Annotated in this window: 25 protein-coding genes and 1 tRNA gene; 24 read left to right on the top strand and 2 right to left on the bottom strand. The window is 58.0% G+C overall.

What is annotated here, in order from left to right; translation table 11 throughout:
- Nucleotides 1-56 precede the first annotated feature (56 nt).
- Nucleotides 57-141: transfer RNA gene (locus tag KDX37_RS09505), tRNA-Leu, on the bottom strand.
- Nucleotides 142-258: 117 nt separating this feature from the next.
- On the opposite strand from KDX37_RS09505, the gene queA reads away from it, so the two are divergent.
- The 6 genes from queA (at nucleotide 259) to KDX37_RS09475 (ending at nucleotide 6,343) form a co-directional block, all read left to right on the top strand.
- Nucleotides 259-1,323: a tRNA preQ1(34) S-adenosylmethionine ribosyltransferase-isomerase QueA gene (queA, locus tag KDX37_RS09500; RefSeq protein ID WP_231652419.1), complete on the top strand. Its 1,065-nt coding sequence runs from the start codon at nucleotides 259-261 to the stop codon at nucleotides 1,321-1,323.
- 14 nt (nucleotides 1,324-1,337) lie between these two features.
- Entirely contained in the window at nucleotides 1,338-2,453 is a 1,116-nt protein-coding gene (gene tgt / locus KDX37_RS09495; protein ID WP_231652454.1) for a tRNA guanosine(34) transglycosylase Tgt, read from the top strand.
- 53 nt (nucleotides 2,454-2,506) lie between these two features.
- Nucleotides 2,507-2,842 (top strand): preprotein translocase subunit YajC, encoded by a 336-nt coding sequence (gene yajC / locus KDX37_RS09490; RefSeq protein WP_002552468.1) that lies wholly within the window; start codon nucleotides 2,507-2,509, stop codon nucleotides 2,840-2,842.
- 62 nt (nucleotides 2,843-2,904) lie between these two features.
- The gene (secD, locus tag KDX37_RS09485; RefSeq protein WP_231652418.1) at nucleotides 2,905-4,773 is read left to right on the top strand and encodes a protein translocase subunit SecD; all 1,869 of its coding nucleotides are present in this window, start codon (nucleotides 2,905-2,907) and stop codon (nucleotides 4,771-4,773) included.
- A gap of 9 nt (nucleotides 4,774-4,782) precedes the next feature.
- Nucleotides 4,783-5,694: a protein translocase subunit SecF gene (gene secF, locus KDX37_RS09480; protein WP_231652416.1), complete on the top strand. Its 912-nt coding sequence runs from the start codon at nucleotides 4,783-4,785 to the stop codon at nucleotides 5,692-5,694.
- A gap of 109 nt (nucleotides 5,695-5,803) precedes the next feature.
- Nucleotides 5,804-6,343 (top strand): glycine zipper 2TM domain-containing protein, encoded by a 540-nt coding sequence (locus KDX37_RS09475; RefSeq protein WP_231652415.1) that lies wholly within the window; start codon nucleotides 5,804-5,806, stop codon nucleotides 6,341-6,343.
- A gap of 64 nt (nucleotides 6,344-6,407) precedes the next feature.
- On the opposite strand, the gene suhB is transcribed toward KDX37_RS09475, so the two are convergent.
- Nucleotides 6,408-7,223, bottom strand: coding sequence for an inositol monophosphatase family protein (gene suhB, locus KDX37_RS09470; RefSeq protein WP_231652413.1), 816 nt, complete (start codon nucleotides 7,221-7,223; stop codon nucleotides 6,408-6,410).
- Between the two features lie 181 nt (nucleotides 7,224-7,404).
- Here suhB and trmJ point away from each other — a divergent pair, with 181 nt between their 5' ends.
- From trmJ to bamB, 18 genes are all read left to right on the top strand, one after another.
- Complete coding sequence (trmJ, locus tag KDX37_RS09465) at nucleotides 7,405-8,172, top strand: tRNA (cytosine(32)/uridine(32)-2'-O)-methyltransferase TrmJ (RefSeq protein ID WP_231652412.1); 768 nt, start codon at nucleotides 7,405-7,407, stop codon at nucleotides 8,170-8,172.
- Nucleotides 8,172-8,948 (top strand): serine O-acetyltransferase, encoded by a 777-nt coding sequence (cysE, locus tag KDX37_RS09460; RefSeq protein WP_231652411.1) that lies wholly within the window; start codon nucleotides 8,172-8,174, stop codon nucleotides 8,946-8,948. Before trmJ ends, cysE begins: the two co-directional genes overlap by 1 nt.
- A 157-nt stretch (nucleotides 8,949-9,105) precedes the next feature.
- On the top strand, nucleotides 9,106-9,597 hold the full coding sequence (gene iscR, locus KDX37_RS09455) for a Fe-S cluster assembly transcriptional regulator IscR (RefSeq protein ID WP_231652409.1): 492 nt from the start codon (nucleotides 9,106-9,108) through the stop codon (nucleotides 9,595-9,597).
- Between the two features lie 44 nt (nucleotides 9,598-9,641).
- Complete coding sequence (locus tag KDX37_RS09450) at nucleotides 9,642-10,856, top strand: IscS subfamily cysteine desulfurase (protein WP_231652408.1); 1,215 nt, start codon at nucleotides 9,642-9,644, stop codon at nucleotides 10,854-10,856.
- An 85-nt stretch (nucleotides 10,857-10,941) separates the two neighbouring features.
- A complete protein-coding gene (gene iscU / locus KDX37_RS09445; protein WP_062383507.1) occupies nucleotides 10,942-11,328 on the top strand; it encodes a Fe-S cluster assembly scaffold IscU in 387 nt (128 codons plus the stop codon).
- Between the two features lie 43 nt (nucleotides 11,329-11,371).
- Entirely contained in the window at nucleotides 11,372-11,695 is a 324-nt protein-coding gene (iscA, locus tag KDX37_RS09440; protein WP_231652407.1) for an iron-sulfur cluster assembly protein IscA, read from the top strand.
- A gap of 11 nt (nucleotides 11,696-11,706) precedes the next feature.
- Nucleotides 11,707-12,228, top strand: coding sequence for a co-chaperone HscB (gene hscB, locus KDX37_RS09435; RefSeq protein ID WP_231652405.1), 522 nt, complete (start codon nucleotides 11,707-11,709; stop codon nucleotides 12,226-12,228).
- A 45-nt stretch (nucleotides 12,229-12,273) separates the two neighbouring features.
- A complete protein-coding gene (gene hscA / locus KDX37_RS09430) occupies nucleotides 12,274-14,136 on the top strand; it encodes a Fe-S protein assembly chaperone HscA (RefSeq protein WP_231652404.1) in 1,863 nt (620 codons plus the stop codon).
- Nucleotides 14,137-14,139: 3 nt separating this feature from the next.
- Complete coding sequence (gene fdx / locus KDX37_RS09425) at nucleotides 14,140-14,481, top strand: ISC system 2Fe-2S type ferredoxin (protein WP_231652403.1); 342 nt, start codon at nucleotides 14,140-14,142, stop codon at nucleotides 14,479-14,481.
- Between the two features lie 14 nt (nucleotides 14,482-14,495).
- A complete protein-coding gene (iscX, locus tag KDX37_RS09420; protein ID WP_231652402.1) occupies nucleotides 14,496-14,696 on the top strand; it encodes a Fe-S cluster assembly protein IscX in 201 nt (66 codons plus the stop codon).
- 96 nt (nucleotides 14,697-14,792) lie between these two features.
- Nucleotides 14,793-15,218 (top strand): nucleoside-diphosphate kinase, encoded by a 426-nt coding sequence (gene ndk, locus KDX37_RS09415; protein ID WP_002552482.1) that lies wholly within the window; start codon nucleotides 14,793-14,795, stop codon nucleotides 15,216-15,218.
- 32 nt (nucleotides 15,219-15,250) lie between these two features.
- A complete protein-coding gene (rlmN, locus tag KDX37_RS09410) occupies nucleotides 15,251-16,399 on the top strand; it encodes a 23S rRNA (adenine(2503)-C(2))-methyltransferase RlmN (protein ID WP_231652401.1) in 1,149 nt (382 codons plus the stop codon).
- Nucleotides 16,400-16,425: 26 nt separating this feature from the next.
- Complete coding sequence (gene pilW / locus KDX37_RS09405; protein ID WP_231652400.1) at nucleotides 16,426-17,187, top strand: type IV pilus biogenesis/stability protein PilW; 762 nt, start codon at nucleotides 16,426-16,428, stop codon at nucleotides 17,185-17,187.
- Nucleotides 17,187-18,188 (top strand): RodZ domain-containing protein, encoded by a 1,002-nt coding sequence (locus tag KDX37_RS09400; protein ID WP_231652399.1) that lies wholly within the window; start codon nucleotides 17,187-17,189, stop codon nucleotides 18,186-18,188. Before pilW ends, KDX37_RS09400 begins: the two co-directional genes overlap by 1 nt.
- A gap of 3 nt (nucleotides 18,189-18,191) precedes the next feature.
- A complete protein-coding gene (gene ispG / locus KDX37_RS09395) occupies nucleotides 18,192-19,301 on the top strand; it encodes a flavodoxin-dependent (E)-4-hydroxy-3-methylbut-2-enyl-diphosphate synthase (protein WP_231652398.1) in 1,110 nt (369 codons plus the stop codon).
- A gap of 43 nt (nucleotides 19,302-19,344) precedes the next feature.
- On the top strand, nucleotides 19,345-20,643 hold the full coding sequence (gene hisS / locus KDX37_RS09390) for a histidine--tRNA ligase (RefSeq protein WP_319941684.1): 1,299 nt from the start codon (nucleotides 19,345-19,347) through the stop codon (nucleotides 20,641-20,643).
- A gap of 39 nt (nucleotides 20,644-20,682) precedes the next feature.
- Nucleotides 20,683-21,324 (top strand): tetratricopeptide repeat protein, encoded by a 642-nt coding sequence (locus KDX37_RS09385; RefSeq protein ID WP_231652397.1) that lies wholly within the window; start codon nucleotides 20,683-20,685, stop codon nucleotides 21,322-21,324.
- A complete protein-coding gene (bamB, locus tag KDX37_RS09380; RefSeq protein ID WP_231652395.1) occupies nucleotides 21,317-22,471 on the top strand; it encodes an outer membrane protein assembly factor BamB in 1,155 nt (384 codons plus the stop codon). Before KDX37_RS09385 ends, bamB begins: the two co-directional genes overlap by 8 nt.
- The last annotated feature ends 120 nt before the right edge of the window (nucleotides 22,472-22,591 follow it).

Genomic DNA, 22,591 nt, shown 5'->3' with positions numbered 1-22,591 from the left:
GGTGGCCGGTTTTTCTGGTTATCTGGGCGTTTTGAGCAACGCTAGATAATTATGTGTGGTGCCCCGAGGGAGAATCGAACTCCCACTTCTTTCGAAAACGGATTTTGAATCCGCCGCGTCTACCAATTCCGCCATCAGGGCTCAATGGCGGCGAAGTATAAGGATGACTTTTCCTTTGGTCAACAGGGATTTGCGTTGGTTTTTTACTAATTCCGCCAAACCGGATAAACTTCCCGGCCCTGCTAAACGAACCCCATCATGCGCGTCGCTGACTTTACCTTCGATCTCCCCGATTCCCTGATTGCTCGCCACCCGTTGGCCGAGCGTCGCAGTAGTCGTCTGTTGACCCTCGATGGGGTGAGCGGCGCGCTGGCACATCGTCAATTCACTGATTTGCTTGAGCATCTGCGCTCGGGCGACTTGATGGTGTTCAACAATACCCGCGTCATTCCTGCACGCCTGTTTGGGCAGAAGACGTCCGGCGGCAAGCTGGAAATTCTGGTCGAGCGCGTGCTGGACAGCCATAGCGTGCTGGCACACGTGCGAGCGAGCAAGGCGCCCAAACCGGGCTCGACAATTCTGATCGACGGCGGTGGCGAGGCTGAAATGGTTGCGCGCCACGACACGTTGTTCGAGCTGCGGTTTACCGAAGAGGTGCTGCCGCTTCTGGACCGTGTCGGGCATATGCCGCTGCCTCCTTATATAGATCGCCCCGACGAAGGCGCAGACCGTGAGCGCTACCAGACTGTTTATGCCGAGCGTGCCGGTGCGGTGGCTGCACCTACGGCTGGTCTGCATTTCGATCAGCCATTGATGAAAGCCATTGCGGCCAAGGGCGTCGAGACGGCGTTTGTCACGCTGCACGTCGGCGCGGGCACGTTCCAGCCGGTGCGCGTTGACCGCATCGAAGACCATCACATGCATAACGAATGGCTGGAAGTCAGCCAGGAAGTGGTCGATGCCGTAGCGGCGTGCCGTGCGCGGGGTGGTCGGGTGATAGCCGTCGGGACGACCAGCGTGCGTTCGCTGGAAAGTGCTGCGCGCGACGGTCAGCTCAAGCCGTTCAGTGGTGACACCGACATCTTCATTTATCCAGGGCGACCGTTTCACGTGGTCGATGCCCTGGTGACCAATTTCCATTTGCCTGAATCCACGCTGTTGATGCTGGTTTCGGCGTTCGCTGGTTATCCCGAAACCATGGCAGCCTACGCGGCCGCCATCGAGCACGGGTACCGCTTCTTCAGTTACGGGGATGCCATGTTCATCACCCGCAATCCCGCGCCGACGGCCCCAGCGGAATCGGCAACAGAGGATCACGCATGAGTCGCACCTGTCGTATGTCTTTCGAGTTGTTGGCCACCGACGGCAAGGCCCGTCGCGGTCGGCTGACCTTTCCGCGTGGCGTGGTCGAAACCCCGGCGTTCATGCCGGTGGGCACCTATGGCACGGTAAAGGGCATGCTGCCGCGCGATATCGAAGCCACTGGTGCGCAGATCATTCTGGGCAACACCTTTCACTTGTGGCTGCGTCCTGGCACCGAGGTCATCAAGGGACACGGCGACCTGCATGATTTCATGCAGTGGCAAGGGCCGATTCTGACTGACTCGGGCGGTTTTCAGGTGTTCAGCCTGGGCGCGATGCGCAAGATCAAGGAGGAGGGCGTGACGTTCGCCTCTCCGGTCGACGGCGCCAAGGTGTTCATGGGGCCGGAAGAGTCCATGCAGGTTCAGCGCGATCTGGGTTCAGACATCGTGATGATCTTCGACGAATGCACGCCGTACCCGGCTGACGAAGACGTCGCACGCATTTCCATGGAGCTGTCGCTGCGCTGGGCCAAGCGTTCCAAGGTGGCGCATGGCGAAAACACCGCAGCCCTGTTCGGTATTGTGCAGGGTGGCATGCACGAGAGCCTGCGCATGCGCTCGCTTGAAGGCCTCGATCAGATAGGTTTCGACGGCCTGGCGATTGGCGGTCTGTCGGTGGGCGAGCCCAAACACGAAATGATCAAGGTGCTGGACTACCTGCCGGGCCAGATGCCAGCAGACAAACCTCGTTACTTGATGGGAGTAGGCAAGCCGGAAGATCTGGTCGAAGGTGTGCGCCGCGGCGTTGACATGTTTGACTGTGTGATGCCCACCCGCAACGCCCGCAATGGCCACCTGTTCATTGATACCGGTGTGCTGAAAATCCGCAACGCGTTCCATCGCCACGACAATTCGCCGCTGGATCCGACCTGCGATTGCTACACCTGCAAGAACTTCTCGCGTGCTTATCTGCACCACTTGGACAAGTGCGGAGAAATGCTGGGTAGCATGCTCAATACGATCCACAATTTACGGCACTACCAAGTGCTTATGGCTGGTTTGCGCGAGGCTATTCAACAGGGTACATTGGCCGCCTTCGTCGATGCCTTCTATGCCAAACGCGGCCTCCCAACGCCGCCTCTGGGTTGAAACAGAACGAGTTTTTCCTGCTTTTTATACTAATTATGTAACTGGAGCGACAAATGAGCTTTTTCATCTCTCCCGCTTTTGCGGATGCTGCTGCACCGGCTGCCGGTCCTGCGGGCAGTGGTTTCGAGTGGATCTTCCTGGTCGGCTTCCTGGTCATCTTCTACCTGATGATCTGGCGTCCACAGGCCAAGCGCGCCAAAGAGCAGAAAAACCTGCTGGGCAACCTGCAGAAAGGCGACGAAGTTGTGACCAGCGGTGGTATCGCCGGCAAGATCAACAAAGTGACCGACGATTTCGTGGTCATCGAAGTGTCCGACACGGTTGAGCTGAAAATTCAGAAGGGCGCAATTGCTGCCACTCTGCCAAAGGGCACCCTGAAAGCGATCTGAGTACCAACTTTTACCCATCGACGGGGCGCGCAAGGCGCCCCGCGTTTTAAGCGGGCGGCGTGATGCTGAACAAATACCCTCTGTGGAAATACGTACTGATCCTGGCGGTGCTGGTGATCGGTTTTATTTATTCCGCACCCAATCTCTACCCTGACGATTCGGCCATCCAGATCAGTGGCGCAAGCACCGCGCTGCAGGTTACCCAGGCGGACGTGGATCGTGCAGCCAAGGCGCTTACCGATGCAGGCATTTCGGTCAAGGCTTCTTCTCTGGCTGAGAATGGCAAGGGCGGTTTGTTGCGTCTGAGCAAGCAGGAAGACCAGTTGCCGGCCAAGGATGTCGTGCGCAAGGCGTTGGGTGATGACTATGTCGTCGCACTGAACCTGGCACGTACCACGCCGACATGGCTGCGTAATCTTGGCGCAACTCCAATGAAACTCGGTCTCGACCTGTCCGGTGGTGTGCACTTCCTGTTGGAAGTCGACATGGACAAGGCCATCGATGCCCGTCTGAAAGTCTACGAAGGCGAAGTCAAAGCCCTGTTGCGCAAGGAAAAGGTGCGTTATCGCAGCCTGCCTCAACTGGGTAACGTGCTTCAGCTGGGCTTTACCGATGATGCAGAGCGCGAGCAGGCTCGTGGTCTGGTGCGTAAAACCTTTACCGATTTCGAAATCACGCCTGCCGAGCTGAACGGTATTCCCGTGCTGCGCATGGCGCTGACCCCGGCCAAGCTGGCTGAGATTCGTGAGTATTCCATCAAGCAGAACCTGACCACGGTCCGTAACCGTGTCAACGAGCTGGGTGTGGCCGAGCCGCTGGTTCAGCGTCAGGGCGCCAACCGCATCGTGGTTGAGCTGCCGGGCGTGCAGGACACGGCCGAGGCCAAGCGTATTCTGGGCAAGACTGCCAACCTCGAGTTCCGTCTTGGCGCAGGCCCGGATGACTCGAAAGGCACCACTGAAATGTTCGAGTTCCGCGAAGGCGGCCGTCCGGCAGCAGCCGTGGAGCGAGGCCTGATCATTACAGGTGATCAGGTGACTGATGCCAAGGCCAGTTTTGACGAGCAGGGCCGCCCACAGGTGAACATCAATCTTGATGGTCATGGTGGCGAGCTGATGAGCCGTGCAACCCGCAGTAACGTGGGCCGCAGCATGGCGGTGATCTTCATCGAGCAACGGCCGACCACGACCTACACCAGGCAGACTGTGGACGGCGTCGAAAAAGACGTGCCGGTTCAGACCTTCAAGGAAGACAAGAAGATCATCAGTCTGGCGACCATTCAGTCGCCGCTGGGCAGCCAGTTTCGTATCACAGGCCTGAACGGTCAGGGTGAGGCTTCCGAGCTGGCTCTGCTGTTGCGCGCCGGTGGTCTGGCTGCGCCGATGTACTTCGCTGAAGAGCGCACCATCGGCCCGAGCCTGGGTGCTGACAACATCACCAAGGGTGTCGACGCGTCTCTGTGGGGCATGCTGTTCGTATCGCTGTTCATCATGGCCATCTACCGCTTCTTCGGTCTGATCGCGACAGTGGCTCTGGGTCTGAACATGGTCATGCTGCTGGCGCTGATGTCCTTGCTGGGTGCAACGCTGACCCTGCCAGGTATCGCCGGTATCGTGTTGACCATGGGTATGGCGGTGGACGCCAACGTGCTGATCTTCTCGCGGATACGCGAAGAGATCGCCAACGGCATGACCGTCCAGCGCGCAATCAACGAAGGTTTCGATCGTGCCTACACGGCGATCCTCGACGCCAACCTGACGACGTTGCTGGTCGGCGGCATTCTCTTTGCGATGGGCACCGGCCCGGTCAAAGGGTTCGCGGTGACCATGTCGCTCGGGATCTTTACCTCGATGTTCACGGCCATCATGGTGACCCGCGCTATGGTCAACCTGATCTACGGCGGTCGTGACTTCAAGAAGTTGTGGATTTAAGGGGCTGCCATGTTACGTACCATCAACTTCATGGGCGTTCGCAACGTTGCGTTCGCCGTCACCATGCTCCTTACCGCACTGGCGTTGTTCAGCTGGTTCCATAAAGGGCTCAACTATGGTCTGGACTTTACCGGCGGTACGCTCATCGAGCTGACCTACGAGCGTCCAGCCGATCTGGGCAAGGTGCGTCAGGAGCTGGTTGCGGCCGGTTATCACGACGCCGTTGTACAGAGCTTCGGTGCGACCACTGACCTGCTCGTGCGTATGCCGGGTGAAGATCCGCAACTGGGTACTCAGGTGGCCGAAGCCCTTCGCAAGACAGGTGCTGACAACTCGGCTGTGGTGAAACGCGTGGAATTCGTCGGCCCGCAGGTCGGTGAAGAGCTGCGTGATCAGGGCGGTATCGGCATGCTGCTGGCGCTGGGCGGGGTACTGATCTACCTGGCGTTCCGCTTCCAGTGGAAGTTCGCGGTCGGTGCGATCGTCTCGCTGATCCACGACGTGGTGGTGACGATGGGTATCCTGTCGTTCTTCCAGATAACGTTCGACCTGACGGTGCTGGCGGCGGTGCTTGCGATTATCGGTTATTCGTTGAACGACACCATTGTCGTCTTTGACCGGGTGCGTGAGAACTTCCGCTTGCTGCGCAAGGCTTCGCTGATCGAGAACATCAACATCTCCACCACTCAGACGCTGTTGCGCACCATTGCGACTTCTGTCTCGACGTTGCTGGCCATCGTTGCGTTGTGGGTGTTTGGTGGTGACAGCCTGGAAGGTTTCTCCATCGCGTTGTTCATTGGCGTACTGGCGGGTACCTACTCGTCCATCTACATCGCCAACGTGGTATTGATCTGGCTGAACCTGACGACAGAGGATCTGATTCCTCCGGTGGTCGTCGAAAAGGCTGACGATCTGCCATAAGATCCAGCCATCATAAAAAAGGCGCGAACTCTGAACTCGCGCCTTTTTTTATGCTCCAAGGCTAGGTACTGCGCAGTCATGCTGCGTTTCGATTGGTCAGGAGGTTCAAGTGAACAAGTCTATGCTTGTTGGTGTTGTGTTAGGTGCTGCTGTGGTAACTGCTGGCGGCGCCGTTGCCACCTATAGCTTGGTCAAGGGTGGTCCTGAGTACGCAGATGTATTGGCGGTCGAGCCGATCAATCAGCAGATCAAGACCCCTCGTGAGGTTTGCAAGGACGTAACCGTTACTCGTCAGGCGCCGGTCAAGGACCAGCATCAGATTGTAGGTAGCGTGATTGGTGCGGTTGCCGGTGGTTTGCTGGGCAACCAGGTCGGTGGCGGTAACGGCAAGAAGATCGCAACCGTTGCAGGTGCGGTGGGTGGCGGCTATGCCGGTAACAAGGTGCAGGAAGGTATGCAGGAGCGTGACACCTACACCACTACCCAGAACCGTTGCACCACAGTCAATGACGTCAGCGACAAAGTGGTCGGCTACAACGTGAAGTACAAGCTGAACGAAAAAGTGGGTCAGGTTCGTATGGAGCGTGATCCGGGCAACCAGATCCCTGTGGACAAGAACGGTCAGTTGATCCTGGGTCAGGCTCAGTAATCAGCTTCATGTTTCCTGGACTCATAAAAAAACCGGCTTTCGCCGGTTTTTTTACATCTGCCGCTTAGCGTTTCAGCGAAGCCGGCAGGTGTGGTGCGATAGCAGTCAGGACTGCCTTGAAGCACTTGGTGTTGCCAGCCACGATGTGGCCTTTTTCCAGGAAGTCGTGACCGCCTGTGAAGTCGCTGACCAGGCCGCCTGCTTCCTGAATCAGCAGCGCGCCTGCAGCCATGTCCCACTCGGACAGGCCCGACTCCCAGAACGCATCGAAGCGACCAGCTGCCACGTAGGCGAGATCAAGGCTGGCAGCGCCTGCGCGGCGTATGCCTGCAGTCTGGCCAACCAGGCTGCGGAACATGCCCAGGTAGTTTTCGATGTTGTCCATCTGGTTGTCGCGGAAAGGGAAGCCAGTACCCAGCAGAGCGCCTTCAAGGCTCTTGCGCTGGCTGACACGCAGACGACGACCGTTCAATGCTGCGCCACGACCGCGGCTGGCAGTGAATTCTTCCTGGCGAACCGGGTCAAGAATAACGGCGTGTTCCAGGCGGCCACGGTATTTGCAGGCAATGCTTACTGCAAAGTGCGGAATGCCGCGTACGAAGTTGGTGGTGCCGTCCAGTGGGTCGATGATCCACAGGTAGTCGGTGCCTTCGCCGCTGCCTTCGTGCATGCCGCTTTCTTCACCCAGGATGCCGTGGGTAGGGTAGGCCTTGCGCAGAGCGGTGATGATGCTCTGTTCGGCTGCACGGTCGATCTCTGTGACGTAGTCTTTGGCTTCTTTTTCGTCAACCTTGATGGTATCCAAGCGCTCGATGGAGCGGAAAATCAATTCGCTGGCGCTGCGGGCGGCGCGCAGCGCGATATTCAGCATGGGCTGCATGGACAATTCACCTAAGGTTGTTAAAGAGAGCCGGCCATTCTATTGGCTGATTCGAATTATTTCCAGCCTTGCGTTGTAACGGCTGTCGGTTTAAGGCCCTCGGGTATGCACAGGTTCGTAGCGTTAACCGGGGCGCTTCTGTAAGATTTGCCGCCCTAATTCGCCTCAGTGAGCATTCGCATTGCTGCAGAATATTCGTGTTGTCCTGGTCGGCACTACCCATCCCGGAAATATCGGCGGGGCTGCTCGCGCCATGAAAAACATGGGGCTCTCGCGGCTGGTGCTGGTCGATCCGCGGATTTTCCCGTCCCCTGATGCCGATGCGCGTGCCTCGGGCGCCACTGACATTCTTGAAAGTGCGCAGGTCGTCGCCACGCTGGAAGAAGCGTTGGTGGGATGCAGTCTGGTGCTGGGCACCAGTGCGCGTGATCGCAGCCTGCCGTGGCCGATGCTTGACCCTCGTGCGTCGGGCGTGAAGGTTGTCGAGCAGGCCGGGCAGGGTGCCGAGGTGGCGCTGGTGTTCGGCCGTGAACATGCAGGCCTGACCAACGAAGAGCTGCAGCGTTGTCACTTTCATGTGCATATCCCGTCTGATCCTGAATTCAGCTCGCTCAACCTCGCAGCGGCGGTGCAGGTGCTCAGCTATGAAGTGCGCATGTCATGGCTCGAGGCGGCAGGTGCCCAGCCCCAGGCTTCTGCAGTCGGCGCAGCCCATAACGCCGAGCTGGCGACCATGGATGAGATGGAAGGCTTTTACGCTCACCTGGAGACAACCCTGGTCGCGATCGGTTTCCTTGACCCTGAAAAGCCACGGCATCTTATGGCGCGATTGCGCAGGCTCTATGGTCGCAGCGAAGTGGAGCGCTCCGAGTTGAGTATCCTGCGTGGCGTGCTGACCGAGACCCAGAAAGCCGCGCGCGGTGAACCCTACAAGCGGAAGGATCAGTGATGTTCGAGCGTTTGCGAGAAGATATTCAAAGCGTTTTCCATCGAGATCCCGCTGCGCGTAATGCATTCGATGTGCTGACCTGTTATCCCGGCATGCACGCCATCTGGCTGCACCGCTTCGCCCACATTCTGTGGCGCAAGGGCTGGAAGTGGCCGGCGCGCGTCGTGTCCAACTTCGGTCGCTGGATGACCGGCATCGAGATCCATCCTGGCGCGAAGATCGGTCGTCGGTTCTTTATCGATCATGGCATGGGCATCGTGATTGGCGAAACGGCTGAGATCGCCAATGACGTAACCCTCTATCAGGGCGTGACGCTTGGTGGTACCAGCTGGAACGCCGGCAAACGTCATCCGACGCTCGAAGACGGTGTGGTGGTCGGTGCTGGTGCCAAGGTGCTGGGGCCTTTTACCGTGGGTGCCGGCGCCAAGATCGGCTCCAACGCGGTGGTCACCAAGGCTGTGCCTGCGGGCGCGACAGCGGTGGGTATTCCGGCGCGCATCATCATCAAGTCAGATGACGAGGCAGAGGCAAAGCGCAAGGCCATGGCTGAAAAGCTTGGCTTCGATGCCTATGGCGTCAGCGCAGACATGCCGGACCCGATCGCTCGCGCCATCGGCCAGTTACTGGATCATCTGCAGGCTGTCGACGGCCGTCTCGAGGGCATGTGCGATGCGCTCGGCAGGCTTGGCAGTGATTACTGCGCCAAAGAGTTGCCGGAGCTGCGCGACGAGGTATTCGATTGCGTCAAGGACCGTCAGGAAGACAAGGTCGGCTAAGGATTGCAGGGGTTCGGGCGTGCCATTGCGCCCCGGCTTTGCTATGATGCAGCCCGCACTTTTCGCTAATCCCGACTATTTTACTTGGTCTAATAGTTGACTCATTTACTCGGGAATAGCATACTCACTCCCATTCCGAACCTCTGCGGTATACGCGATGCGACTGACTACAAAAGGCCGATACGCTGTCACAGCCATGCTTGACCTGGCTTTGCACGCGCAGAATGGGCCAGTGTCTCTGGCCGATATCTCCGAGCGGCAGGGCATTTCCCTGTCTTACCTCGAACAGTTGTTCGCCAAGCTGCGCCGCGGCAACCTCGTTTCCAGTGTTCGTGGTCCGGGTGGCGGTTATCAACTGTCTCGCGACATGAAAGGTATCCAGGTCGCTCAGGTCGTCGATGCGGTCAATGAATCGGTCGATGCCACACGCTGTCAGGGGCTTGGCGATTGCCATGCTGGCGATACTTGCCTGACCCACCATTTGTGGTGCGACCTCAGTCAGCAGATTCACGAATTTTTAAGCGGTATCAGCCTGGCCGACCTTGTCACTCGCCGTGAGGTACAAGAAGTCGCTCAGCGCCAGGATATGCGTCGTAACCATATCAATACGTCGCAACTGGGTAAGATTGAAACGTCCGCCGTTGAATGAACGCAGATGAATGAGCGGTGCGCCTGCCTGATAGGAGAGCTTCAATGAAATTGCCGATTTACCTCGATTACTCCGCGACGACCCCGGTCGATCCGCGTGTCGCGCAGAAAATGATCGAATGCCTGACAGTCGAAGGAAACTTCGGCAACCCGGCTTCGCGTTCCCACGTTTTCGGCTGGAAAGCTGAAGAAGCGGTCGAAAATGCACGCCGTCAGGTCGCAGACCTGGTCAATGCAGACCCACGTGAAATCGTCTGGACCTCCGGTGCGACCGAGTCCAACAACCTGGCGATCAAGGGTGTGGCGCATTTCTACGCCAGCAAAGGCAAGCACCTGATCACCTCCAAGGTTGAGCACAAGGCTGTTCTCGACACCACGCGCCAACTGGAGCGTGAAGGTTTCGAAGTGACCTACCTTGAGCCGGGCGAAGATGGTCTGATCACCCCAGCCATGATTGAAGCTGCACTGCGCGACGACACCATTCTGGTTTCGGTCATGCATGTGAACAACGAGATCGGCACCATCAACGACATCGCCGCCATCGGCGAGCTGACTCGTTCGCGTGGCGTGCTGTTCCATGTTGACGGCGCACAGGCCACCGGCAAGGTTGAAATCGATCTGGCCAGCCTCAAGGTTGACCTGATGTCGTTCTCTGCGCACAAGACTTACGGTCCTAAAGGTATCGGTGCGCTCTACGTCAGCCGCAAGCCGCGTGTTCGCCTTGAAGCGGCCATGCATGGCGGCGGTCACGAACGTGGCATGCGCTCCGGCACTCTGGCGACTCACCAGATCGTGGGTATGGGTGAAGCGTTCAGCATTGCCAAGCAGGAAATGGCTGCGGAGAACGTGCGCGTCAAAGCGTTGAGCGATCGTTTCTTCAAGCAGGTCGAAGACCTCGAAGAGCTTTATGTCAACGGCAGCCTGACCGCTCGCGTACCGCACAACCTGAACCTGAGCTTCAACTACGTTGAAGGCGAGTCGCTGATCATGGCGCTCAAGGATCTGGCGGTCTCGTCTGGCTCGGCCTGTACATCGGCTTCGCTCGAACCTTCCTATGTGCTGCGCGCACTGGGTCGTAACGACGAACTGGCACATAGCTCGATCCGCTTCACCTTCGGTCGTTTCACCACCGAAGAAGAAATCGATTACGCCGCGCAGAAGGTCTGCGAGGCTGTCACCAAGCTGCGTACACTCTCGCCGCTGTGGGACATGTTCAAAGACGGCGTCGATATCTCCAAGATCGAGTGGGCGGCGCACTAATTTAAAGTCGCCTCCAATACAGGTCTGGCCGGCACATGCCGGTTGGGCCTGAAGAGCGGCTCCCTGATGTGAGAGGAACAGAATCATGGCTTACAGCGAAAAGGTCATCGACCACTACGAAAACCCGCGCAACGTCGGCAAGATGAACGCGGAAGACCCGGATGTCGGCACTGGCATGGTCGGCGCTCCGGCATGCGGCGACGTGATGCGTCTGCAGATCAAGGTCAACGAGCAGGGCATCATCGAAGATGCCAAGTTCAAGACCTACGGCTGCGGTTCGGCGATTGCGTCCAGCTCCCTGGCGACCGAGTGGATGAAGGGCAAGACTCTGGATGAAGCAGAGACCATCAAGAACACTCAGCTGGCTGAAGAGCTAGCGCTGCCTCCAGTGAAGATTCACTGCTCGGTACTCGCAGAAGACGCCATCAAGGCGGCGGTTCGCGATTACAAGCAGAAGAAAGGCCTGTTGTAAGCAGCCCTTTTTCAGAGAAGCTTGCGACAAATAAGGAGTTCCGATGACTATCAGCATGACAGAAGCTGCCGCTAACCACGTACGACGTTCCCTCGAGGGGCGTGGTAAGGGTGACGGCGTTCGTCTGGGTGTTCGCACCACAGGCTGTTCAGGTCTGGCCTATGTACTCGAGTTCGTTGACGAGGCAGGCAGCGAGGACACTGTGTTCGAACAGCACGGCGTCAAAGTGATTATCGACCCGAAAAGCCTGGTCTACCTTGATGGCACCGAGCTCGATTTCGTGCGGGAAGGGTTGAACGAAGGCTTCAAGTTCAACAACCCCAATTCGCGCGGTGAGTGCGGCTGCGGCGAAAGCTTCAACGTCTGAGGCTTTTTATCGTGGGTACTCCTTGTCATTTCGCCTTGTTCGAGCTCAAGCCTGAGTTTCAGCTTGATCTCGATCAACTGGCGACGCGTTACCGTGAGTTGGCGCGTAGCGTACATCCAGACCGTTTTGCTGATGCTCCCGAGCGTGAGCAGCGTCTGGCGCTGGAGCGTTCAGCCAGCCTCAACGAAGCCTACCAGACCCTCAAAAGCCCTCCCAAACGAGCGCGTTACCTGCTTGCCATGAATGGCAACGAGGTGCCGCTTGAGGTGACGGTGCATGACCCCGATTTTCTTCTGCAGCAGATGCATTTGCGGGAAGAGCTCGAGGATCTGCAGGATGAGGCTGATCTGGCTGGCGTTGCGACCTTCAAGCGTCAGCTGAAGGTCGCTCAGGATGAACTGAACGACAGCTTTGCTGCCTGTTGGAATGATGCTGCACAACGTGAGCACGCTGAAAGGCTGATGCGCCGTATGCAGTTCCTCGACAAGCTCTCTCACGAAGTGCGCCAACTAGAAGAGCGCCTCGACGATTAACCCCGTGCGGCCTCGGCCGTACGCCAGTGATTATTCTGATAAAGCATGGCCTTACTGCAGATCGCCGAACCCGGCCAAAGTCCTCAACCGCACCAGCGTCGTCTGGCTGTGGGGATCGACTTGGGCACTACCAATTCTCTGGTTGCTGCAGTGCGCAGCGGCCTGTCCGAACCGCTGGCCGATGCAGAAGGGCAAGTCATCCTGCCGTCTGCGGTGCGCTACCACGCTGACCGCGTTGAAGTAGGGCAGTCCGCGAAGATCGCTGCGTCTCAGGACCCGTTCAACACCGTACTGTCGGTCAAGCGCCTCATGGGGCGCGGGCTGAGCGACGTCAAGCAGTTGGGCGAACAGCTGCCTTATCGCTTCGTCGAGGGTGAGTCGCACATGCCGTTCATCGACACCGTGCAAGGGCCGAAAAGCCCGGTGCAGGTGTCGGCAGACATCCTGAAAGTGTTGCGCCAGCGTGCCGAAGAAGCGTTGGGCGGCGAGCTGGTCGGTGCCGTTATCACTGTTCCCGCCTATTTCGATGATGCACAACGTCAAGCTACCAAAGACGCTGCCAAGTTTGCCGGTCTCAATGTGTTGCGTCTGCTCAACGAGCCGACAGCGGCCGCTGTGGCTTACGGTCTCGATCAGAAGGCTGAAGGCGTCGTTGCCATCTACGATTTGGGTGGCGGTACCTTTGATATCTCTATTCTGCGTCTGACCGGCGGTGTGTTCGAAGTGCTGGCAACCGGTGGCGACACTGCGCTGGGCGGCGATGACTTTGATCACGCGATTGCCAGTTGGATGGTCGCCGATGCAGGTCTGTCTGCTGATCTTGCCCCTTCTGCGCAACGTAGTCTGCTCCAGGCTGCCTGCGCGGCAAAAGAAGCTCTGACGGACGCTGATTCTGTCGAGGTTGCCCACGGCGACTGGCGTGCAACGCTGACTCGTGAAGCGTTCAACGCGCTGATCGAGCCTATGGTAGCCCGTAGTCTCAAGGCCTGCCGTCGGGCGGTCCGTGATACCGGCATCGAGTTTGAAGAAGTCGGCGCAGTGGTTATGGTCGGCGGTTCCACCCGTGTGCCGCGGGTACGTGAAGCGGTTGCCGAGCTGTTTGGCCGTGAGCCCCTGACAGAAATCGATCCGGATCAAGTGGTGGCCATCGGGGCTGCGATCCAGGCCGATACCTTGGCTGGCAACAAGCGCGACGGCGAAGAATTGCTGCTGCTCGACGTGATTCCGCTCTCGTTGGGGCTGGAAACCATGGGCGGTCTGATGGAAAAGGTCATTCCGCGCAACACCACGATTCCGGTGGCGCGAGGTCAGGAATTCACCACCTATAAAGACGGCCAGACGGCCATGATGATTCATGTCTTGCAGGGCGAGCGCGAATTGATCAGCGATTGCCGTTCTCTGGCACGCTTCGAGTTGCGCGGCATTCCCCCTATGGTCGCGGGAGCAGCCAAGATCCGTGTGACGTTCCAGGTCGATGCAGATGGCCTGTTGAATGTTTCAGCGCGTGAACTGGGCTCTGGTATCGAATCGAGCATCCAGGTCAAGCCGTCCTACGGGCTGACGGATGGCGAAATCACTCGCATGCTCAAGGATTCTTTCGCCTACGCCGGTGACGACAAGGTTGCTCGTGTGCTGCGCGAACATCAGGTCGACGCCAAGCGTCTGCTCGAGGCGGTCGAAGGTGCGCTGGAAGCCGATGGAGAGCGCCTGCTGGACGCCGAAGAGCGTCTGGTGATCAACCTGCAAATGGACGAATTACGTGAATTGATGCAGGGCACCGATGGCCACGCCATCGAGCAGCAGACCAAGCGTCTGTCGCAGGTGACCGATGCATTTGCTGCCCGCCGCCTTGATTCGACGGTAAAAGCCGCACTGGCCGGGCGCAACTTGAATGAGATTGAGGAATAACTGATGCCGCAGGTGATTTTTCTGCCCCACGCCGAGCACTGCCCGGACGGGCTGGTTGTAGAAGTTGAGCCCGGTACGTCTATTCTGGAAATTGCTCACGACCATCACATCGAGATCGAGAGTGCATGCGGCGGCGTCTGTGCATGCACAACGTGCCACTGCATTATTCGCGAGGGTTTCAATTCGCTGAATGAAGCCGATGAGCTGGAAGAGGATATGCTGGACAAGGCGTGGGGGCTTGAGCCCAATTCGCGCCTGTCCTGTCAGGCTATTGTTGGAACCGAAGACCTGACGGTCGAAATTCCGAAATATTCCCTCAACCACGCCGCTGAAGCGCCGCACTGATTCGAGGTACGCTCATGAGTCTCAAATGGGTCGATGTGCAGGAAATCGCCATTCAGCTGGCTGAAAGCCACCCGGATGTTGATCCGCTGTCCGTGAACTTCGTCAAGTTGCGCAACCTGGTCATGGCGTTGCCCGAGTTCGACGATGTGCCTGATCGGGGCGGTGAAAAGGTCCTTGAAGCGATCCAGGGGTTGTGGATCGAAGAGGCGGATTGACGTTCTGTAACGCACGCAGTTAGGCAATACATCAGAACCCGCGTATAATTCGCGGGTTTAATTTTTCGCTTCAATCACTGTTTCTGGAGTTTCACCATGGCTGTTCAACGTACTTTCTCTATCATCAAGCCTGACGCCGTTGCAAAGAACGTAATCGGCGAGATCACCACTCGTTTCGAAAAAGCCGGTCTGCGCGTTGTTGCTTCCAAGCTGAAGCAGCTGTCCAAGGCCGAAGCTGAAGGTTTCTACGCTGAGCACAGCGCTCGTGGCTTCTTCGGCGACCTGGTTGCTTTCATGATCTCCGGCCCTGTTGTTGTTCAGGTTCTGGAAGGCGAAAACGCAATCGCTCTGAACCGCGAGCTGATGGGCGCTACCAACCCTAAAGAAGCAGCTGCTGGCACCATTCGTGCCGACTTCGCTGATTCCATCGACGCCAACGCTGTTCACGGTTCGGACTCCGAAGCCGCTGCCGCTCGCGAAATCTCGTACTTCTTCGCAGCTACCGAAGTAACCGCTCGCTAAGTCCTGTCGACTAACGAGTGAAGGGTGAATTCATGATTGCATCGACTGGTAAAACCAACTTGCTGGGTCTGACTCAGCTGGAAATGGAAAAATTCTTCGACTCTATCGGGGAGAAGCGCTTCCGTGCCGGTCAGGTCATGAAGTGGATTCACCACTTTGGCGTCGATGATTTCGACGCCATGACGAATGTCAGCAAGGCCTTGCGCGAAAAGCTCAAGGCTTGTGCTGAGGTTCGGGGTCCTGAAGTCGTCAGCGAGGACATTTCGAGCGATGGCACCCGCAAGTGGGTGGTGCGCGTCGAGTCCGGCAGTTGCGTCGAAACCGTTTATATTCCGCAAGGCAAACGCGGCACCTTGTGTGTTTCGTCCCAGGCGGGCTGTGCCCTGGATTGCAGTTTCTGCTCCACGGGCAAGCAAGGCTTCAACAGCAACCTCACCGCCGCCGAGGTTATCGGTCAGGTGTGGATTGCCAACAAATCCTTTGGCAGTGTCCCGGCGACCGTCGACCGTGCTATCACCAACGTGGTGATGATGGGCATGGGTGAGCCGCTGCTGAATTTCGATAATGTCATCGCCGCCATGCATCTGATGATGGATGACCTGGGGTATGGCATTTCCAAGCGCCGTGTGACGTTGTCCACCTCGGGCGTGGTGCCGATGATTGATGAGCTGTCCAAGCACATCGATGTTTCGCTGGCCTTGTCGCTGCATGCGCCGAATGACGCACTGCGCAACCAGTTGGTGCCGATCAACAAGAAATACCCGCTGAAAATGCTGCTCGAGTCCTGCCGCCGCTATATGTCCAGTCTGGGCGAAAAGCGTGTTCTCACTATCGAGTACACGATGCTCAAGGACATCAACGACAAGGTCGAGCACGCAGTCGAGATGATCGAGCTGCTCAAGGACACACCCTGCAAGATCAACCTGATCCCGTTCAACCCGTTCCCGCATTCCGGTTACGAGCGTCCGAGCAATAACGCGATTCGTCGTTTTCAGGACCTGTTGCATCAAGCCGGTTATAACGTCACTGTGCGCACCACGCGCGGTGAGGACATTGATGCTGCATGCGGCCAGCTGGTCGGGCAGGTAATGGATCGCACACGCCGTAGTGAACGCTACATTGCTGTGCGTGAGTTGAGTGCTGACGCCGACACGGCGCCTGTAGCGGCGACTCGAACCTGACCGCGACCCTGACCAAGAGAGACTCCATGTCTGTGCGTGCCTCGTTGCTGCTGCTCTGTGTTGTCATGTCGCTGGTAGGTTGCGTATCGACAGGTAACGTCAATCCGCTGTCTACCTCTAAAGGGCGTGACGAGGCGCGGCAGGCTTACGTACAGTTGGGGTTGGGCTATCTGCAGCAGGGTCAGACCGAGCGTGCCAAGGTTCCCTTGAAGAAAGCGCTTGAGCTGGATGGCTCCGATGCTCAGGCCAATTCGGCGTTGGCGCTGGTGTTCCAGCGCGAAATGGAACCCGAGCTTGCGAACCAGTATTTTCTGAAGGCATTGTCCGCCAGCCGCAATGAAACAAGGATCGTCAATAATTACGGCAGCTTTCTCTACGAGCAGAAACGTTACAAGGAGGCCTACGAACGTTTCGAGCAGGCAGCGGCCGACAACCTGTATCCTGAGCGTTCCCGGGTTTTTGAAAGCCTGGGCATGACGTCGCTCAAGCTGGGCAATCGTGATCGGGCACGTGACGAGTTCACCAAGGCGTTGCGCCTTGATCGTCAACAGCCGCGCGCTTTGCTGGAAATGGCCGAGTTGTATTATGAAGACGGGCAATATGTCCCTTCGCGTGACTACTACGACCGTTTTAATCAGCTGAGCGAGCAAAATGCACGTAGTCTACTGCTCGGTACGCGGTTGGCGAAGATCTACGATGACCGCAACAAGGCAGCCAGTTATGGGCTGCAATTAAAAAGACTCTATCCCGGTACGCCGGAATATCAGCAATACCTGTCGGAGCAATGATGAAAGCGGCGCATCCCGAAGTTGTAGCAACCTCCCGCGCGAACCCCGGAGAGACCCTGCGCCAGGTCCGTGAGAGTAAAAACTGGTCGCTGCCAGATGTGGCTTTGAGGCTTAACCTCACCGTGGCTTCACTGACTCATGTGGAGAACGGGAATTTCGAAAAACTGCCTGGGCATACGTTTGCCCGTGGGTACGTGCGTGCTTACGCGAAACTGCTTGAGCTTGATCAGGCCGCACTGGTTGAACAGTTCGACCAGTTCACTGGTACAGACGGCAAGGGCAGTCCGGTGCATGCACTCGGACGCATCGAGGAGCCTGTGCGCCTTTCGCACAATATCCTGCGCATCGTCAGTCTACTGCTGCTCGTGATCATCGTGGGGGCTGGCTTCCTGTGGTGGCAGGACCAGGCCGCCATGCGTGGCAAGGATCAGTCCGGGCTCAACCTTGAGCATGTAGAAGTCGAAAGCGCTGATGGCACGACGCAGATTCACCCGCTGGACGAGCCGGAAGATCAGGCCGTCGTGGAAAACCAGGTGTCAGGCCAGACTTCATTGCCGTTGAACACTGGAGCGCCTGCCGCTGAACCCCAGAACAGTGCGCCGGTCGTGACCACTCCGTCCGTGACCTCGCCGGCTCATACCCAGCAGCCGGCTGCGACCAACACACAGCCAGCTACTAACGCGCAGGTACCCGCTTTTGCGCCAACCGTTCCGTCCATGCCGACCACGCCTGCCGAACAGCCTGCGCCGGTACCGGCTGGTGCCGGTCAGGTCACCGTGCAGTTCACGGCGGATTGCTGGACCCAGGTGACCGACGGCAACGGCAAGGTGCTGGTCAGCGGTCTGAAGCGCAAAGGCGAGAACCTTGACGTCAATGGCAAGCCGCCACTGACCTTGCGACTGGGCTTCGCCCGTGGTGCGCAGGTCAGCTATAACGGTCAGCCGGTTGACGTGGCACCTTTCACCAGCGGCGAAACTGCTCGCCTGAAGCTAGGGCAATAAGTCATGCACGGCGAATCTCCAATCAAGCGTCGCGAATCCCGAAAAATATGGGTCGGTTCTGTTCCGGTCGGTGGCGATGCACCGATTGCCGTCCAGAGCATGACCAACAGTGATACCAATGATGTGGCGGCCACAGTCGCGCAAATCAATCGTCTTGAGGCGGCCGGGGTCGACATCGTGCGGGTTTCCGTGCCTGACATGGACGCCGCTGAAGCGTTTGGCCGTATCAAGAAGCTGGTCAAGGTGCCACTGGTTGCCGACATCCACTTCGATTACCGTATTGCGTTGCGTGTTGCGGAGCTCGGCGTCGATTGCCTGCGTATCAACCCCGGCAACATCGGTCGCGAAGACCGCGTGCGTGCAGTGGTCGATGCTGCTCGTGATCGGGGTATCCCGATCCGCATTGGCGTGAACGCCGGTTCTCTCGAAAAAGATCTGCAAAAAAAATACGGCGAGCCCACTCCGGCCGCTCTGGTCGAGTCTGCGCTGCGTCATGTCGAGCATCTGGAACGTCTTAATTTTCCGGACTTCAAGGTCAGCGTCAAGGCATCCGACGTGTTCATGGCCGTCGAGGCCTATCGTCTGTTGGCCAAGCAGATTGTCCAGCCGCTGCACCTGGGTATTACCGAAGCGGGTGGATTGCGTTCAGGCACAGTGAAATCGGCTGTCGGCCTAGGTATGCTGCTTGCCGACGGGATTGGCGATACTATTCGCATCTCGTTGGCCGCTGACCCCGTCGAAGAGGTGAAAGTCGGTTACGACATTCTCAAATCGTTGCGCCTTCGTTCCCGTGGGATCAACTTCATCGCCTGCCCGAGTTGCTCGCGGCAGAACTTTGATGTGGTCAAGACCATGAACGAGCTGGAAGGTCGCCTCGATGATTTGCTCGTGCCGCTGGACGTTGCGGTCATCGGTTGTGTGGTGAACGGTCCGGGTGAAGCCAAAGAGGCCCATATCGGCCTTACGGGTGGGACGCCGAACCTGATCTACATCGACGGCAAGCCTGCACAAAAACTGACCAATGATAATCTGGTGGATGAGCTTGAACGCTTGATCCGCCAGAAAGCGGCCGAAAAGGTCGAAGCTGACGCCTCGGTCATCGTGCGCGGCTAACCCGGATTGCTAAGGATTTTCTGTGAGTAATTCCCTACAAGCCATTCGTGGCACGACCAAGTCCCTGCAAGCCATTCGTGGTATGAACGACATCCTGCCTGAGCAGACGCCCCTGTGGCGTCACTTTGAAGGGACTGTTTCGCGTCTGCTGGATAACTACGGTTACCGGCAGATTCGCATGCCCATTGTCGAGTTTACCGACCTGTTCAAGCGCTCTATCGGTGAAGTGACCGATATCGTCGAAAAAGAGATGTACACCTTTGCCGATCGCAACGGTGACTCTCTGACGTTGCGCCCTGAAGGGACAGCCGCTTGCGTTCGAGCGGTTCTCGAGCATGGCATCACCGGTGGCGGTCAGGTACAGAAACTCTGGTACATCGGCCCGATGTTCCGCCACGAGCGCCCTCAAAAAGGCCGCTATCGCCAGTTCCACCAGATTGGCGTCGAAGTCTTCAATCTCGACGGCCCGGACATTGACGCCGAGCTGATCGTGATGACCTGGCGCCTCTGGGGTCTGCTGGGTATCCGTAATGCGGTCAAGCTTGAACTCAACAGCCTTGGCACCAGCGAGGCGCGTGCGCGCTATCGCGAAGCGCTGGTCGAGTTCCTTTCGGCCCGTCTCGACCAGCTGGACGAAGACAGCCAGCGTCGCCTGAAAACCAACCCGCTGCGTGTACTCGACACCAAGCATCCTGAAACCCAGGCAGCACTGGTCGGCGCACCGAAGCTGGCGGACTATCTGGATGACGAGTCCCGCGTCCACTTCGAAGGTCTCAAGGCACGTCTGGACGCCGCAGGCATTCCGTATGTGATCAACCCTAAACTGGTACGCGGGCTGGATTACTACAGCAAGACAGTCTTTGAGTGGGTCACCGATCAATTGGGGGCTCAAGGTACAGTCTGTGCGGGCGGCCGTTATGATGGTCTGGTCGAACAGATGGGTGGCAAGCCTACTGCTGGCGTCGGTTTTGCGATGGGCATCGAGCGTCTGGTGCTGTTGCTTGAAACCCTTGAGCAGGTCCCGGAAGAAATCTCCCGTCAGGTGGATGTTTACCTGTGCGCCTTCGGCGAGGCGGCTGAGCTGGCTGCACTGGCGCTGACCGAGCAGGTGCGTGACCAGTTGCCGAACCTGCGCCTGCAGGTCAACGCCGGTGCCGGGAGCTTCAAGAGCCAGTTCAAGAAGGCCGACAAGAGCGGTGCGTTGTATGCGTTGATCCTGGGTGACGAAGAGCTTGCCCAGAAGATCATCGGCGTCAAACCCCTGCGTGGCCAGGGTGAACAACAAAATATTGCCTGGGATGCTCTGTCAGAGCACCTGGCCTCCTGCGTCGTGCAGGGTTGAAGCTGATTAACAGCCGTTTTAGCGAATAGGAGTATTGGGGTGTCGGTTTCCGAAGATGAAGAGCTGGCGGTAATGAAGGACTGGTGGCAGCGAAACGGCAAACCCCTGGTTGCAGGCGGTCTGCTGGCGCTGGTTGTGGTCCTGGGCTGGCAGGCCTGGCACCGGTATCAGGCGAACCAGTCGCAAGGCGCCTCGATGCTGTATCAGCAGTTGCTCGAAACCGCACTGACGCCGAGTGGCCAGGCTGACACTACCCGTGTTGCCGAGATATCGGGCAAGCTCAAAAGCGAGTTTGGTGGTACAACCTACGCTCAGTTCGGTAGCCTGTTCGTCGCCAAAGTTGCCGTCGATGCCGGTAAACTCGACGACGCGGCAGCCGAGCTGAAAGCCGTGAGCGACAAGCCTGCGAACGCGACGCTGGGTGAAATTTCCCGTCAGCGTCTTGCTCGTGTGCTCGCTGCGCAGAACAAGACTGACGACGCTTTGAAACTGCTGGCTGGCGATGCTGAAAAATCGTTCCTGGCCAGTCGTGAAGAACTCAAGGGTGACCTGCTGGTTCAGCTGGGTCGTACCGACGAGGCACATGCTGCATACCAAAAGGCGAAATCCGCGCTGTCCGAAGACGCTGCGGTAGGTGGCCTGCAAATGAAGCTCGACGATCTGGCGAAAGGGGATGCGTGACGTGATTCGTTGGAAACATGCAGCATTGCTGGCTCTGGCCATTTTGGCCGCGGGTTGCAGCAGCAACAGCAAGAAGGAATTGCCGCCAGCCGAGTTGACCGATTTCAAGGAAGAGGTCGTTCTGCAAAAGCAGTGGAGCCGCTCCGTTGGTGATGGTCAGGGCAAAACCTACAATATGCTGGTTCCGGCTATCGACGGCGACCGTATCTACGCCGCCGACGTCACGGGCGAGATCGTTTCGCTCGATCGTCTGACCGGCGACGTGATCTGGAAAAAAAACCTCGACCTTCCGGTGTCCGGCGCTGTTGGCGTGGGTTACGGCCTGGTGATGATCGGCACCCTGAAGGGTGAAGTAGTCGCCATGGACGCCTCAACCGGCGAAGAAAAGTGGCGCGCTCGCGTAACCAGCGAAGTGCTGGCTCCGCCTGCGACCAACGGCAGCGTGGTGGTCGTCCAGACTCAGGACGACCATCTGGTCGGTTTCGATGCTTCGACAGGCTCCCAGCTCTGGATCTACGAAAGTACTCCAGCTGTACTGACTTTGCGTGGTACTGGCGCACCGATCGCCACCAATCGTCTGGCTGTTGCAGGTCTGTCGACGGGCAAGGTTGTCGCGCTGGATATCTCCAACGGCGTGCCGATCTGGGAACAGCGCGTAGCGATCCCACAAGGTCGTTCCGAACTGGACCGTGTCGTCGATATCGACGGCGGTCTGTTGCTCTCCGGCGGTACACTGTACGTCGCTACCTATCAGGGTCGGGTTGCCGGTCTTGAACTGGAAAGCGGCCGTGTGCTCTGGCAGCGTGATGCGTCGAGCTATTCGGGCGTAGCCCAGGGCTTTGGCAGCGTCTACGCGTCGCTGGCGTCCGGTACGGTGGAAGGTATCGATGAGCGTTCGTCCTCTGCACTGTGGAGCAACGAATCTCTGGCTCGCCGTCAACTGGGCGCACCAGAAGTGTATTCCAGCTACGTGGCGGTCGGTGACATGGAAGGTTATCTTCACTTGTTGAGCCAGGTGGATGGTCGTTTCGTGGGCCGGACCCGCATTGACAGCGATGGGCTGCGTGCTCGTCCGCTGGTAGTTGGCGACATGATTTATGTGTATGGCAACAGTGGCAAGCTGGAAGCCCTGACCATCAAGCAGTAATTGTAACGCCCGGGGCTGCGGTCCCGGGTGACCTTGCCTCGGCAAGGCTGCGGTGCTTTCGAGCGCCGCTCCGAACTCCGGCCGCTGCCCTGCAGCGGCTTTTGTATTTTCTGAAATAAC

Source organism: Pseudomonas californiensis (genome assembly GCF_021147775.1).
Taxonomy (GTDB): Bacteria; Pseudomonadota; Gammaproteobacteria; order Pseudomonadales; family Pseudomonadaceae; genus Aquipseudomonas; species Aquipseudomonas californiensis.
The sequence above is the reverse complement of the archived record's forward strand: the minus strand, read 5'-3'. Positions and strand labels throughout refer to the sequence as shown.

Bases quoted from the DNA above. Each gene is read 5' to 3' on its own strand.
- queA (WP_231652419.1), top strand. From the start codon at position 259: ATGCGCGTCGCTGACTTTACCTTCGATCTCCCCGATTCCCTGATTGCT.
- tgt (WP_231652454.1), top strand. From the start codon at position 1,338: ATGTCTTTCGAGTTGTTGGCCACCGACGGCAAGGCCCGTCGCGGTCGG.
- yajC (WP_002552468.1), top strand. From the start codon at position 2,507: ATGAGCTTTTTCATCTCTCCCGCTTTTGCGGATGCTGCTGCACCGGCT.
- secD (WP_231652418.1), top strand. From the start codon at position 2,905: ATGCTGAACAAATACCCTCTGTGGAAATACGTACTGATCCTGGCGGTG.
- secF (WP_231652416.1), top strand. From the start codon at position 4,783: ATGTTACGTACCATCAACTTCATGGGCGTTCGCAACGTTGCGTTCGCC.
- suhB (WP_231652413.1), bottom strand. From the start codon at position 7,223: ATGCAGCCCATGCTGAATATCGCGCTGCGCGCCGCCCGCAGCGCCAGC.
- cysE (WP_231652411.1), top strand. From the start codon at position 8,172: ATGTTCGAGCGTTTGCGAGAAGATATTCAAAGCGTTTTCCATCGAGAT.
- iscR (WP_231652409.1), top strand. From the start codon at position 9,106: ATGCGACTGACTACAAAAGGCCGATACGCTGTCACAGCCATGCTTGAC.
- KDX37_RS09450 (WP_231652408.1), top strand. From the start codon at position 9,642: ATGAAATTGCCGATTTACCTCGATTACTCCGCGACGACCCCGGTCGAT.
- iscU (WP_062383507.1), top strand. From the start codon at position 10,942: ATGGCTTACAGCGAAAAGGTCATCGACCACTACGAAAACCCGCGCAAC.
- iscA (WP_231652407.1), top strand. From the start codon at position 11,372: ATGACTATCAGCATGACAGAAGCTGCCGCTAACCACGTACGACGTTCC.
- hscA (WP_231652404.1), top strand. From the start codon at position 12,274: ATGGCCTTACTGCAGATCGCCGAACCCGGCCAAAGTCCTCAACCGCAC.
- fdx (WP_231652403.1), top strand. From the start codon at position 14,140: ATGCCGCAGGTGATTTTTCTGCCCCACGCCGAGCACTGCCCGGACGGG.
- iscX (WP_231652402.1), top strand. From the start codon at position 14,496: ATGAGTCTCAAATGGGTCGATGTGCAGGAAATCGCCATTCAGCTGGCT.
- ndk (WP_002552482.1), top strand. From the start codon at position 14,793: ATGGCTGTTCAACGTACTTTCTCTATCATCAAGCCTGACGCCGTTGCA.
- rlmN (WP_231652401.1), top strand. From the start codon at position 15,251: ATGATTGCATCGACTGGTAAAACCAACTTGCTGGGTCTGACTCAGCTG.
- pilW (WP_231652400.1), top strand. From the start codon at position 16,426: ATGTCTGTGCGTGCCTCGTTGCTGCTGCTCTGTGTTGTCATGTCGCTG.
- KDX37_RS09400 (WP_231652399.1), top strand. From the start codon at position 17,187: ATGAAAGCGGCGCATCCCGAAGTTGTAGCAACCTCCCGCGCGAACCCC.
- ispG (WP_231652398.1), top strand. From the start codon at position 18,192: ATGCACGGCGAATCTCCAATCAAGCGTCGCGAATCCCGAAAAATATGG.
- bamB (WP_231652395.1), top strand. From the start codon at position 21,317: ATGCGTGACGTGATTCGTTGGAAACATGCAGCATTGCTGGCTCTGGCC.